Raw genomic sequence first — 14,693 nt, forward strand, 5'->3', positions numbered from 1 at the left:
TATCCCCGTCATTGCGAGCCACCCGGTCGGCGCGAAGCGCCGCCGGATGACAGGCTCCGCGAAGCAATCCATCGGTCCACACACGCGGAACCATGGATTGCTTCGTCGCTTCGCTCCTCGCAATGACGAGGTCACATACATTCACGGGCCTTCACCTGAGAAAGGCCGTGCGCAATCCGGATCAGCACAACCATGGCACCAACGACAGGCTACGGCTGCTGCCCGCGGCGACGGCGCTCGTCATCACTGCTGTTCGGCTTCTGGTTATTGCCACTGCCGCCGCTGCCCGGCGTCGCGTCATCGCCACCGCTGCCGCCATAGCCCAGCACCTCGACGATCACGACCGACGGCTGGTCGCTGGGCTTGTTCGACGCCGGCTGGCCGGCCTGCTGGGTCGCAGCGGCTGCGTTGTTGTTGACCGCGGACAGCGTGGTGCTCGGCGTTGGCACGGTGGGGAGCCCTGCCACCGTGGTGGCCTGAACGTTGTAGGCATTGAGCACGACCGGCGCCACCAGCAAGACTTCGTTGCCGGCGCGAACGCCCGCCGAGCCGAGATCGATGGTGCCGCGCGGCGCAACCAAGACGACGTTGCTCTTGGTCGGATCCTGCCCCGGCAGCGTGACCAGCGCAGCGATGCCGGCGCCTGTCACCAGCCCCTGCGGGTTGATGTAGCAATAGCCGTCAACGGTGCAGATCTCGCTGAGCGCGGGGCTCGAGACATAGGTCTTCGGTCCCGCGCCGGCACTGATGTCGCCATTGGCGGTGAACAGGCCGACGTCGCCGCCCTGCTGGGTCATGATGCGGCTCTGGTTGACCAGGATCGAAGCATCGGCGAAGGCCCGGATGGTGCCGCCGCCGAGGGTCAGGATGCCCTCCTGGTTCGGTGTCAGCGTGTCGAGCGAGGAGTGGCCGACGGTGATGCCGCCGCCCGGCCCGACGATGTTGATGTCGCCGCCCATCTGGGTCTCGAGCACGGAGGCCGCGACGTTGAACCTGCCGGTCGCGATCTTCGGCGCGGCCTTGCCGTCGACGCTCAGGCTGTTGTCGGTATAGCCGTAGCCGGCCGGGAACAGCGTGGAGATCGCGGTATAGGCGCGAGCGTATTGACCGAAATAGGGGCTCGACGGATTCTTGAAGTCCTTGCCCACCTGGATCAGGAAGTCGAGGAAGGCGCGGTTGACGAGAAGCTGCTGCCGCGCCTGCGACAGACCCTGGAAGGTGGCCCAGGCCTGATCGCGCGGCTGGCCGAGGATAGCGGCGATATCGGTGAGGAAATCGATGCCGCCGGTGCCGGCATGCGCCGGATCGACGTAATCGGCGATCGCCGCGGCATAGTTGATGCCGGGCTTCACGCCGAACAGCAGATCGAGCTCGGCGCCCTTGGACGGCAAATACGGCTTGAGAGCATTCGACGGCAGACTGGTGAATGCGCCGGCGACCGCGCTGCCGTTGCCGATCGTCGCGATGCCACGTGTCGGCGCGTCGGAAGCCGAGAACGGCCCCAGATCATGCCCGGCCTGCAGCACGAAGGTGCTGGGGCCGTAGAGAAGATAGGAGCCGCCGACCAGATCGTTGCCGGCAACGATACTGGTGATGTCGGTCGCGTTGTTGTTCTGGCCGACGAAATTGAAGCTATTGTTGGCCAACGGCGTGCCGTTGCTGGTCGTCGAGACGCCGCCACCCGGAGCTATGCCCGCGTAGATGTTGTTGCCAGCCTCGATCCGCGCCGGCTTGATCAGCGTCAGGCTGGCGCCAAAATTGCTCACGGGATCGACGGCATAGATGTCCTTGCCGGCGGCGATGACGATGGGCACGGGATCGTTCGCATGCAGTGCCTGAGTGAGGGTGGCCGGTGGCAGCCCGAGTGGGCTGATGACGTTGGTGAAGTCGGATTGACTGATGCTTGCGCCGACAAACTGTGTGATGCTGGTGCTGAGGTCCGGCATCACAAGGCCGACCTCAAGGCTAATGGTTCCGGCTGCGAGGAGGTTGACGGTGCCGCCGTTGCTTGGCAGCACGTTACTCATGTCCGTCTTGCTCAGGGTCAGATTTCCGCCAAGCGCCGCCAGGTCGAACGTCGCGGGAAGCAGCAGCCCGACTATCGACGCGTTCGCATTTCCTCCGAGGGTGATGTTTGCGCTGGTGTTGTGCACAAAAAGCCCCGGGATCGAGTTCACTGAAACAGTCGGGCCTGTCACGTCACCGGCGATGCTCGTCAGCGAAATGCCGCTGCCCGGGCCGTAGCTGGTGAAATAATTGCTCCAGGCACCGTTGCCAGGGCTGTTGGCATCAGGCGATGCGCCAGGCACATATAGGTCAGCCCTCACCTGCACCCCGGCGTTGAGCGGCAACGCCGTGGGATCGTAGACATTGCCGAGCGTCACCGAACCACGCGCGCCGAGCGTGATGAAGCCATCCTGTACTGCGAGCAGCAAGGGCAGCGCATAGGTGCCGACGACGGAGCTCCCGTTATTCGTGACCCCAATCGTTGGTAAGCCCTGGTTGACCGGATTGCTGCTGGTGGCCTGGACCGAACCGCCCACCCGGATCAGGCCGGCGCCGCGGCCGACCAGGAAATCGCTGCTCAGGAGGTTGCCGCCGGCGGTCACGCTGAGATTGCCGCCGCCGTAATAGGTGACCTTGGGCGGATTGGCCGACGTGAACCCGGCGCCGCCGCCGCGCGTCGCCGGCCCCGCCGCGCCGACATCGTTGTTGTCGGCGCCCGCCGACAGCGTGATGTTGCCGCCGCCGAGCGCGCCAAACCCCTGGAAGAAGGTGGCGTAGTTGACCCAGGCCGCGGTCTGGCAAGCAATCGAACCCGCAGCCGCGCAAGCCGCGAACGGCGTCGACGTGCCATTTGAGAGGCCGTAGTGAACATACCAATCACTCCACATCTGGCCGATCGAGGCACCGGCAACGCCGGTCTGGCTGCCATCTGCATCGATCGGCATCTCGATGCCGATGATCGATCCGCCGGCGGTCACGGTGACCGCGCCGCCGCCGGTAGCCCAGGCCGGTGCGCTGACGAGCCCGTTCGGTTGGACGGTGTAGAGCGCAGGCAAGGTCGGCGCATTGAAATCCGCCGGCGTGGCGGTGGCCGCGCCAGCGGTGTAGACCGCACCCGGAGCCACCTGGTCGCGCAGTTCGACATTGCCGGCCGCCGCGATCGTGATCGAGCCGGTGCCGGTGCGCACCAGAGTCGGGATGTTGATCGTCGTCGCGCCGACACCGGGTACTGACAGCTGGTTCAGATAAGAGCTGTGGCCGTCGATGGTTACGCTGCCCGTGACCGTCGACGGCTGCGACGACAAGGAAACCACCGCGTTGGGATCGACCGGCGGCGCGTTCGCAACAGTAAAGTCCGCGCCGGCGACAATGTCGTAGGAGAAACTGCCCCTGCCGCTCACCGCGGCAGACATCAGTTGCGACGCAGAAGTAGTATTGTAGACGATGCTGAGGGTGCCGCCGACTGGGTTGTAGACCGCTGGGTTGTTGGCAATCCGATCGGCAGGAGGAACCTGATCCGTCGACGCAAGGTAGGTGCCCTGCACGGCGGTGTAGGCTGGCGGCGGCGCTGGCGGCGTCACCGCGATCGCGGCAAGGACACCGTGTGCGAAGTCAAGCCCAGCCGCATAGTCCAGGCCGACCGGCAGGCTCCCCGTGTTGAGAAAATTTTTCAGTCTAGGCTTACCACTGTTCACCAAGTTGGTATTGATCACACTGAGGAAGTAAGCCGTCCACTTCGTTGCATAGTCTTGCGCTCCGGTGACCACGTTGCCGGTCCCTGAGTACAGCAACCTGCCAATGCCGGTGGTCAGATTGTAGTACTGTGTCCTTGTGGTGGGCGCTACCGGGATCACGTTGATTGACGGATTCAGTAGACCGCTAACGCTTCTTGCCTGAGCGTAAGCCACGAAATCAGCATAGGACAGCACGATCCCTCCGCGCGCTGAAACGCCCGTCGATGGGTTGATCCCGTTGACGTTGACCCCGATCAACTCCGTCTCATAGGCGCGGAACATCCGCAAATACTGGGAATAGTACAGATTGTATTGATCGATCACCGCCGGATCGCTGGAGGAAATGACGACCGGCTGTGCCAGCTTGAACTGCAGCGCGAGCGCGTTATAGGCAGCATCCGAGAGCCCGAAGAATGCGGCGCTCGGTGAGGCCGTGGGCGATGAGGGGCCCGACCACGCGCCATTGGTCTTCACCAGATAGTCGACGATCCCGCTTGAATTGTAGACCAGATTGTTGCCGTCCGGGAACATGCCGAGATAGGCTTGATAGAGGCTCGAATTGAGCTCACTCGCATAGAGCCCGGCTGCGTCTCCGCCGCGGGGCGCGTAGTTGACGAAGAAGCCGTCGCTCACCGTCGCGTTGATGTTGACGTTGTTCCTTGCTTGCAGGACCAGCGACCCGGGCTCGCCGCCGGTCGCGGTGCGATACACCAGCGAGACGTGGCCGGATGCATCGACACTGCCTGCGCCCAGATTCCAGTTGCTGGCGACCGTGATGTTGCCCTTGTTGATGTCGAGGCTCGGATTGATCAGATCGATCTCGGGCCGCACGTGCATATTGGCGAAGCTCGCGCCCCCTCCCGCCGGCGTCACGGCAAGGTGCTGGACGAAGCTCGCCAGCGTGTTCTGATAGAAGCCGACGTGATCGGCATTCGGCGCCGTGACAATGAATATCGTACCGGTCGCCAGCGGCGCCTGCGGCGTCGGCGCCACGATCGCATTGCCGTTCTGATCGGTCGTGTTGCCGTGCTGATCGGTGCCCGGCAACGGATTGCCGGCGGCATCGAACCATCCGGCTGGATCGATGATGCCGTCGAAATGCTGCGCGCCAGTCGAGCGGTCGGTGGTGCTCCACACCGCGTAGGGGTTGAGCACGACGCCCTTGCCGATCGGATTGCCGCCGCCATCGACCACGCCGATGACGCTGCCGCGGAAATCGACCTTGACGGTGTTGTCGGTGAGGATCGGCGCGCGGAGGATGACCGCCCCGCCGGAATTGTTGATGTTCGCCCCACCCGGCCCGCCACTGACGTCGAACTTGGCGCCTGCGGCGACGCTGATAGCGCCCGAGGTCGACATGTTCTGGTAGCCATAGGTGGCGTTGACGGCGCCGTTTGCATCGGGTGTGCCCGTGGTGCCCAGCGTGATGGTGCCGCCGGTCTGCACCAGGCTGGCGGCGGCGTAGGCCGGATCGGAAGGATCGCCTGCGGCGTAGGATGCCTTGAGGACTGCACTGCCGCCGATGCTGACGCCGCCGGTGGTCACGCCGCCCGCGGTGATGCCAGCGCCATAAAGCGAGATCTGGCCGCCGCTCGGCCCGCTCGCGTCGATGGTGCCGTTGACGACCACGCTGCCATTGTTGGCCACCAGCAGCACCTTGCCGGAGTTGAGCGTCTGGCCGGCCTCGATGCGGATGTCGCCATTGCCGAGCCGCACCGAGAAGCCGCCGCTGAATGCTGTGAGCGGCAGGCCGGCCGCTCCGCCGATGCTGTTGGCCTGCAGCGTAAAGCTGCCGCCGAGGTCCTTGAACGCCGCGCTGCCATCGAGCATTCCGTCGAGCGTTGCGGCGTTCGCAGCCAGGATCGACAGCGACCCGGCAAAACCGCGGCCTGCCCCGGCCACGCTGACGGTGGTGCCCTGCCCGACGATCACATTGCCGGTCGTCGACGCGAGTTGCACATTGCCGCCCGGCGCGTCCTGGACCACGTCGAGGATCGTGATGCGCGAGCCGGACGCATCGATCAGGGCGCCGCTACCGAGCACAATATCGCCGGCGGTCGCAGTCAGGCTGACCTTGCCGGACAGCGCCTGGATCGTCGCGCTGTCGGTGATCGACCCGCCCGTGATGGCGAGAACGCCGCCGATATTGCTGGCGACACTTGCGGGCTTGGTACCCGCGGCGGTGACCAGGCTGACATTTCCCAGCGTGCTCAGCGATTGCGTCGCGCCGCTATTGACCACGATCGCCGGCGCGGACAGCACCATGTTCGCGGCCGCAGCGCCGCCGCCCGAGAACGTCACCGTCGGCAGGCTCGAATAGCCGGTGCCGGCATTGATCAGCGTCACACCGGTGACGGCGCCGCCGGACACGGTGGCAGTCGCCGTCGTGCCGGATCCGCTGATCTTGATGGTCGGGGTGCTCAGGTAACCGTCACCCGGATTGGTGAGATTGATTCCCGTCACGTTGACGACGGCCTGCGCCGTCGTCGCCACGCCGCCCCCGCCGTTCGCGAAGGAGAAGGTCGGCATACTGGTATAGCCGGAGCCCGGATTGGTGACGGTCACGCCGACCACGCCCAGCGACGCGGTCAGCTGGGCGCCGCCGTCCCCGGTGGCGCTATTGACCGAGATGGAGTCGACAAAGCCGGGGAAGCCGGAGCCGGACGAGGTGAGCTTGACGCCGGTGACCGCACCGCTGCCATTGACGATGGCCGTGCCGGTCGCCGTGACCGGGTTGCCGTTATTGTCGGTTCCGGACACCGTGACCGGATCGCCATTGCTGTAGCCCGAACCGCCGCTGACGACGGCAAAGCTGACCACGCCAAGCAACGCGGTGGCTTGGGCGCCGGATCCACCGCCGCCCGAGATGGTCACGTCCGGGATGCTGGTATAGCCGGTGCCGGGGTTCGCGATCGTTACGCCGCCGATATCGAACATCAGCGCCGCAGCCGCGACCGATCCTGTATCGAGCGTGCCATTGCCGCTGAACGCAACCGCCTTGCCGGCGTTGAAATAGATCTGGCTGAAGCCGCCGAGGTGCTTGGTGCCGACGTCCTCGGTGATGACCTGCGAAGCATTGAGCGTGAGGATGCCGCCGGCGCCGGTGATGCCCGTGCCGGTCGCGCCACTGGTGTTGGCGAGATCGATGTTGGTGGCATTGACGGTGGTGTTGCCACCCTGGCTGTAGAGCCCGGCGCTGTCGAAGGTCAGCGTGCCGATCGGATGCGCGGCATCGCCGATCTGCAATCCGTTGGCGTCGTACAGATTGATCACGGTCGCGCTGCGCAGCCGGACCGAGACCGCATCGTTGAAATTCGCGAGCACCGCAGGATTCAGCACAATGCCGGTGCTGCCGCCGCCGATGTTGATGACCGATCCGGCGATGTCATAGTTCCTGGCGTTCAGGATGGCGTTGGAGGCGAGCGTGCCGCTGCCGCTGGTATCGAGCGTCAGCGCATTGCCGCCGTCGATGACCGCGCCGGCGCCGATCGAGAAGGCGCCGAGCGGTGTCTGGCTGCTCGGCGGCGGACCGCTGCCCGCATATTGCCCGGGGACATAAATCCGGCTGACCTTCACCGTGTTGCCATTCGAGACACGCAGCAGCGCGCCGTCGCCGCTGGCGAACACATAGCTGCCATCGGACTGTTGGACCGGCAGCGCGCCGATCGTGATGTCACGGTCGGTACCGCCCGGCACTGCGCCGATTGCCCTGACAACGCTGCCGTCACCGATGACAAGACCCCTGCCGGTAACGAGATTTCCGTCACCGGCAAGCGAGACAAGAAGCAGCTCGGGCCCGGTCAACGGATGCGCCGCGTCGGTCAGGACCTCGAGATTGAGCGCACTGGCGGTGATGTTCTGGATGCCGTTGACGACCTGCGCAGTGCCGCCGATCAGCACCGAGGATGCCCCGAGGCGGCTGATCTGATCGGCATCGAGCACGAGGTAGTTGACCGAGCCGGTGCAGCCCGGCGCGCTTCCGGCGAGGCAATCGCCCGCCGGCACCGCCTGGTCGGCGGCGCGGATCAGGATGTTGCTGCCGCCGATCTGCACCTGGCCGCCGCCGCCGACGAGGCCCGGCGCGAGATCGCTGGTGCCCGGCGCGAAGCGGTTGGTGCCGGCAAGGTCGAGCGAGCTGATGGCGCCGAGCACCAGCACACCGCCGTCGATCGGCAGCGGCGGCGGTGCCTTGCCCGCGGCGATCGCCTGGTTGCGGAAGAACGTCGTGCCGGAGGTGATGTCGATGCGGGAGTATCGCGACCACACCGCTTGCGACTGCAGCTGGAACACGGCCGATTGCGACGAGCGCGCGCCGGTCAACGTATTGCCGAGTGTGCCGGTGACATATTGCGAGCCGTCGGCGCTGGACGTGCTCGCGACCGCATTCGGATTGACGTTGTTGGCAACCTGGACGACGCGGTAGGCGCCGGGCAGCGTTGCGTACATTCCCGGCAGCAGCGTGTAGGTGCCGGCAGGGATGCCGCTGCCGGCACCGATGGTCACCGACTGGCCCGGTGCGATTCCGTTCGCGAACGGCTGCGAATTCCCGGTCGCCGATGCGCCGAAGGTGGTACCGGCCGGCACCACGAGGCCTGAGTAATATGGAGAGAAGGCGAAGTTGGGATCGAAGGCCGCCACGGCCGACGAGTAGGTCGGGACCAACGCATAGACCTGGCGGCCGTCAGCGTAGGTCGGCGTGATGCTGCCGTTGGCCGGGTTCTGCTGATAGGTCGTCAGCACATTGCGGCTGCCACCGGTTCCCGCCACGAACTCTGTCGCGTAGATGTCGCCGCCACCGTTCAAGTCGAGCACGGCGCCGGATTGGGTCGCCACATCAGTGCCGAACAGGCTGATCGACTTGCTCGGCGGCGCAGTCAGCACCTGAGGCACGATACGGTTGGAGTTGGGGGCGCCCTGATACCAGGTGGTGCCGTCGACGGTGTAGCCGTCGGGCACGACCAGACCGGCGGCCGAAACGGAGGTCAGGCTGCCCGCGGCCAGCGTCACGCTCGCCGTCGGCACGAAGGTGCCCGAGGCAAAGTTGACGCCCCCCTCGTTGGCAATCGCCTTGATGAACTGTGCCGGGACGTCGCTGCTTGTCCGCACGCCCAGGATGATGTTGCCGAGCGGCGCCCACAGCGTGCCGCCCTGCACGATGGTCTGCGCGCTGAGCACGATGCCTCCGCCGATCGAGAGCGGCGCTGTCGGCACGCCGTTCTGTGCGATCGTGATCACGCTCGAGGGGCCGGTCGACATCAGCAGGAAATCGGTGTTGCTGACCGGATAGATCTCGGCCGCGCGCAGCGTGAGATTGCCTGGAACCAGCAGCGCGCCGCCGAACACCGTCTCTCCCGAGCTCAAGCCGCCGTCGATGAAACCATAGTATTGCGGCAGCAGCCGGATCGGGCCGGCGCTGGTGAGGTTGACGCTGCCGGCGTTGTCGAGCCCGATGCCGCGCTCGAGGTCGATCCATTGCGCCGTCACGTTCAGTGTGCCAGCGCCGGCGGTCGGGACGATTGACACGCCGCCGACCCCGACCCCGACCATGCGGACATAGCCGGCGTTCAGATTGACGACGGACCCATCCGCAATCGCAACGTGCCCATTGCGCGCATAAAGGGTCAGGGCGCCGGGGATTTTGACATTGACCGAACCGTCGAATGCGATCTTGCCCGCATTGAGCGTCACGGAATCGAAGCCGCTGTTGCTCAGCGTATCGGCTCCGATGAATGCGCCCGGAGTGGCCGTCGCGCCCAAAGCCGGCAGGTTCGTTGCGACCACGCCGGGCTGCTCCACGACGATAGTGTCCGGCGTCGGCGGCGCTCCAACCGCACTGTTATTGATAACGCCGATGGTCAGGCTGCCGCCGGCTGCAAGCGGCGCACCGCCGGCCGCATCGACGGTGCCGGCAAAATACACCGTCGTGCCGGACAGCTGCAGACTGCCGCCGTTGCTCCAGGCCGCCTGCCCGACGAAACGCGGCACGAGACCGCCCTGCGGCACCTGGATCAAGTTGCTGTCTGCGGGCACGGCTGCGCCCTGCAGATTGAATTGTGCGCCCGGCTCCGCCACCACGGTGGTGGCCAATAGCGAGATGGTGCCGCCATCGCGCACCGTGCCGGTGGAATAGGTTTTCACCTGCGGATTGGGCACGAACACGCCGCTGACATCGAGCGTGGCGGTGGCGCCGACGCGCACCGCCGTGCCGGTTGCAGTGATGCTGCCTGCGGGCGCAGTAATGCTGCCGAGAATCTCGGCCGTCCCAATCGGACTGAGCGTGACCGTGGCCAGCGGATCGGTGACGATGGCGGCGCCGCGATCAACCAGCACATTCGTCCCGCCCAGCGACAGGCTGACCGGCTTGCGCAAGCCATCGGGCAGCAGTCCGAGCGATGCGAAGTCGCGCACCCGCGCGCCGGTTGGAATCTGCGCCTCGCGGCCTGTGAGCAGGGCGGTCGGCTGCCGTTGCAGCAGCAGCTGCGTGCCGGCGGTGATCGTGGTGCCGCCATAGATGTCGCTCAGGGCGTATTGGGAGAACCCGCCGCTGGTAAAGAACGACGGCGGCAGAACGAGCTGACCGGCCTTCGCATCCGAAACGACGAAACCGGTGACCGGAGATCCGGTGTAATTCGCGATGGCGCTGGCTGTCGCACTCGAAGCGTACGACGTCACCCCCGTCGTCGCACCATCGACCGCAATGGTCGACGCCTGCAGCGTCAGCGTCCCGCCACCATCGAAGCCGCCTGCGTAGATCGTGCCGCCGAGCAGCACATTGGCCTGATCGGGATGGTTGACTGTGCCATCAGGATTGGTGCCGTGCGGGAGGACGTTGAAGTTGGCGTCCACTTCAGTACCGATCGTTCCGGAGAAGCCTTTGCCGGCGTAGATTGCTATATTCAGGCTCCCGCCCCTGCCGACCGGCAGGCCGTCTGAGCCGAGCTTGACCTTGCCAGTAGTATCGACATAGCCGCCGCCGGACACGTCGATGACGCTCCCGGGCAACAGTACGATGCTCTGGGTGACGTCAACGAACGCCCCCTCACCTCGCGCTGGCCCGTCGCTGGCGGCAATGGTCGAGATGCTCACGCTGCCGCCGTTGACGTAGGCACGGCCCTCAAGCTGATCCGTCGAAAGGCCGTTGTCGTTGACCCAGCGCCCGCGCACGTCGAGCACCGCATGCGCCCCGATGACCAGGGCCGGCACCGGTGGCTGCTGCGGATGATTGACAGGATAGGTGAAGCCGGTGAGGCTGATCTGGCCAGCGGGCGCGCTGAGCGTACCGTCGATGATTGCGACGTTGTCGAGCGTGATGCTGCCGCCCGGTCGCACCGACAAGGTGGCGTTCGTCGCCATGTCGAGCCGGCGCGCGCCATTGATCGAGATCGCGCCGAGCGATGCTCGGGACAGCACATCGGTGAAAATCGGAAATGCGCCGTTGGCGAGCGTCGGCGACCAATTGGATGCGTTGGCGAAATTCAAGCCATTCAGGCCGTACGGGTCCGATCCGGCATCGGCCTGAGAAGTGAGCACCGCATGTTGCGTGCTGTCGCTCAGCGACGGAACAGCGAAGGTGATGCTCAGCGACGCGCCCTTCGGCATCTGGTCGGCGAGCGAGAGATTCGACGATCCCGCCAGCGCGCGCTGGCGGCTGCCCGCCGTCACATTGCCGATGATGTCGTTGACGATCGGATTGATGGCCGCGACGGTGACCGAGCCGGCATTGGCGCCGGTGATGTAGCTCGCCTCATAGTGCGTATTGCTGCCGCCGCCCCAAGGGCTGAGGTAGATTTCGGTCAGCTTCGTATCGACGACGCCGTTGACCTTGTGCAGCACCGTGAAGCCGCTGCCGACGCCGACATAGGCGATGGTGGGATCGGCGCGGCCGATATCGTAGATGCGCCCGTCGGCACCGAGCAGGCGGGTGGTGCTGATCAGGCCGCCAGTGTACTGCACATAGCCGGCCGACACGTTGATGCTCGCGCCCGGCTGTTGCACGACATTCCTTCCCGACGTCGTGAAATTGCCGCCGACGGTCAGGATCTGGTCGATGCTCTGCGGGATCAGGCCGACATACCCCGCCGCGTTGAGCAGCGGCGAGCCGACCCACTGCACGCCGTCGGCGCGGGTGCCGCTGAGCCGCGCGTCGATGGTCACGGTCTTGCCGATCAGGGCCTGGGCGAGCGGGCTGTCGGCCACCTCGGCCGCGGTGACGAGGATGCTGATCTGATTGATCGACATCGGCAGCGTCACGCCGGCGATGCCGGAGAGATCGATGGTGCTGCCCTTCTCGAGCAGCACCGTGCCGATAACACTGTCGGCGCCGATCGTCAGCGCGGCGCCCGGCGCCTTGATCAAGGCACCGGCGCCGCCCGCGCCGCTGCCCTGCACGTCGACACTGCCCACCGCCGTGATGTTGATCTGCGGCTGCAGCACCGTCTGAAAATACGGCGCGTTGCTGGCGCCGTTCGCCGACGTCGGTGTATTGAGCGTCGCGGTCGGCAGCGTTCCGCTGGTTTCGTCCGGCAGGATCGACGTGAGGCTCGCCGATCCCAGCACGATATTGCCGTCGGCGCCGGCCGCGCAGCCGCCCTGCACGCAGGTCGTGCTCAGGCTGATTGAGCCTGTGCGCGTCGTGCTGGTGGTGGCGACGATGCCGCCGAGCTGGTTGATCGATCCGCCCGCCAGCGTGACCGCGCCGGAACTGGACGAAAGCAAGCCGGAAGCTTCGTTGGTGACCACGCCGCCGCCAGCCAGGACCCGCATCGCGGTCTGGACGCCAACCGCCGTCAACAGCGGCGTTGCGAGGGTGACGGAGCTGTCGGAGGCCAGGATGATCTGACCATTCCTGGTGATGATCGCACCGGCGTTGCTGACGCCGCCATCGGCGAGCAGCGCCACATAACCGCCGTCGCCATTCGCGCTCAGCTTGCCCGTGGTATCAATGATCGCGCCAGACTGGACCACGACCTTTCCACCGCTACCCTGGTTGAAGATCGCGGCTCCCGCGGCGTTCTTGGTGGTGATATTCGCGCTCGTCGGGACATCGCCGATCAGCGAGAACAGCCCACTCTGCAGATAGCCCTGATAGTTGCTGCCGCTCAGCTTGGACGGAAGGTCCAGCGTCGATGCGATCAGGGTGTGAACGTTGATCTGGCTGGTGCCGCCGAAGATAATGCCGTTCTGGTTGATCAGATAGACCGCACCATCGGCCCTGATCGATCCCAGAATCTGGCTCGGCACACCGGTCGATGCGATCTTGTTCAGCGCTGCCCAGTTGGCGTTGCCCTGCTGGTTGAAATTGACTGTCGTGTCCCTGCCGACGTTGAACGATTGCCAGTTCAACACCGCCTGGGCCTGAGTCTGGTTGATATTGACCGTGGTCTGGCCGCCGCTGCTGGTCTGCGTCGGCGTGTTGGCGCCGACCCAGTTGGTGACCGGATTGGCGACGCCGGATGCGGCGAGGCCGCTGTTCGGCACCAGACCACCCGCATTGAGACCGTTGGGCACCGTGCTCGGCGCGCTCGCAGCAAGCCCGCGCGCGACGCTCTGGGCCGCCTGCAACGCCTGGATCGCCTGCGCGGCGCGCGTCATCGACGCTTGCGAGTTCTGTGCGGCCTGCTGCGCCTGCTGTGCGGCGGCCTGTGCCGCGCTGACCGCCGCCTGCGTGGCCGCCGTGCTGACGCCACCCCACGTGCCGAACGGGCGCGCTGCCGCGGGCGAGCCCATTGCGATCGCGATCGAACTTACACCTGCGAGCAACAGGCCACGGCGCGAGGTCGAGCGAGGGAGCGAATGCATGCGGGCCTTCCAATGCAGCAGGCGATGCGAACGATCGTGACGCGACAAGGCACCGGCCAGCCTGCAATCAGTTGGCCCGATGCCGACAACTCGATGAAAGGCACGCAACTCAACCGGCGCAGCCGCCCCCGAGCGGACACGCCCGACAGTTCGGGACGCCTCTCCTGTTCCTAAGACAGTTTGAAAGGGGCTAACGCGAAGCGATTTCGCAAAAAAGTTTTAACGCTGCGGTGGAACTCAACCTCGGCGCGAACCGGCGCATTCACCCGGCCCGCCAAAAACAACGCCGCGTCAATTGGTTGGCGATGCTGCTTTGGTCTGCCGGATCGGACGCTCGGCGGGCTTCGGGGGCTTTGCCGCACCGGTGAACAAAGCGAAATCCACCGAGCGCTCTCCCTGTTTGAGCACAAGCCGGCGCGGCTCGATCCGCTCGACCTTCCAGCCGCTCACGTCGTCACCCGTACGAACGCGCAGCACCTTGTCGCCTTTGCTCGCCGCCCGGATCGCGGCGAGGCCATCGCCGTTCTCGCTGACGATGCCGAGCACCACCACGCTTGGCGGCGGCGGTGGCGGTGGCGGCGGTTCCTGCCGCGCCACCGGCGCGACCGGTTTGGCCGGCGGCCGCCGCGCGACCGAGAACAGCGGCTTGTCCCTGGTCGCACTCAATTGCTGCAGCGGCTGGAGCTCCACCGGATTGTCGACGATGACCTCGCCGCCCGCCGGAACTTCCGCTGCGCGCGCAAACAACGCGCAAAGACAAAACACAGCGACCATCAACGATTGCAATGCGATCGACATCTGTCCGCTGCCCATTTGCCGCGTGTACTTACGTGCGTACTTGTCTACGTGCACCAGCGTTCGACGGATCGTCATCAGCGCGTGCAACAATCAACCTGCGCCAGCAGCGTGCGTGTTGCAAGCCTTCTCGTTGCACGCGGCGCAACGTGTTGCGCGTCGCAGCGTGTATGCGTCAAATCCGTGAACGTGAATCACAGCCGGGCATTGTCGCCATGCGCATCGCGCGAGAACTCATGTAACGACGGCGTCATCCAAGCCGCACACACTGAAGGCGCGCAGCAGGCGGCATCTTGTCGGCGCTGCGGCTTCCATCGACACCAAGATCGTCGAGACGAAACACCGGTATCAAAGACGTAG

Annotated in this window: 2 protein-coding genes; both read right to left on the minus strand. The window is 65.6% G+C overall.

All coding sequences use genetic code 11. The features are described 5' to 3' along the window. Positions 1-209: 209 nt before the first annotated feature. Complete coding sequence (locus Q0030_RS07685) at positions 210-13,538, minus strand: filamentous haemagglutinin family protein (RefSeq protein ID WP_298364966.1); 13,329 nt, start codon at positions 13,536-13,538, stop codon at positions 210-212. 291 nt (positions 13,539-13,829) lie between these two features. Beyond that, positions 13,830-14,423 carry a hypothetical protein gene (locus Q0030_RS07690; protein ID WP_298364969.1) on the minus strand — a complete coding sequence of 198 codons (594 nt, stop codon included), beginning with the start codon at positions 14,421-14,423 and terminating at the stop codon, positions 13,830-13,832. Positions 14,424-14,693: the final 270 nt, after the last annotated feature.

Source organism: uncultured Bradyrhizobium sp. (assembly GCF_947648125.1).
Classification (GTDB): domain Bacteria; phylum Pseudomonadota; class Alphaproteobacteria; order Rhizobiales; family Xanthobacteraceae; genus Bradyrhizobium.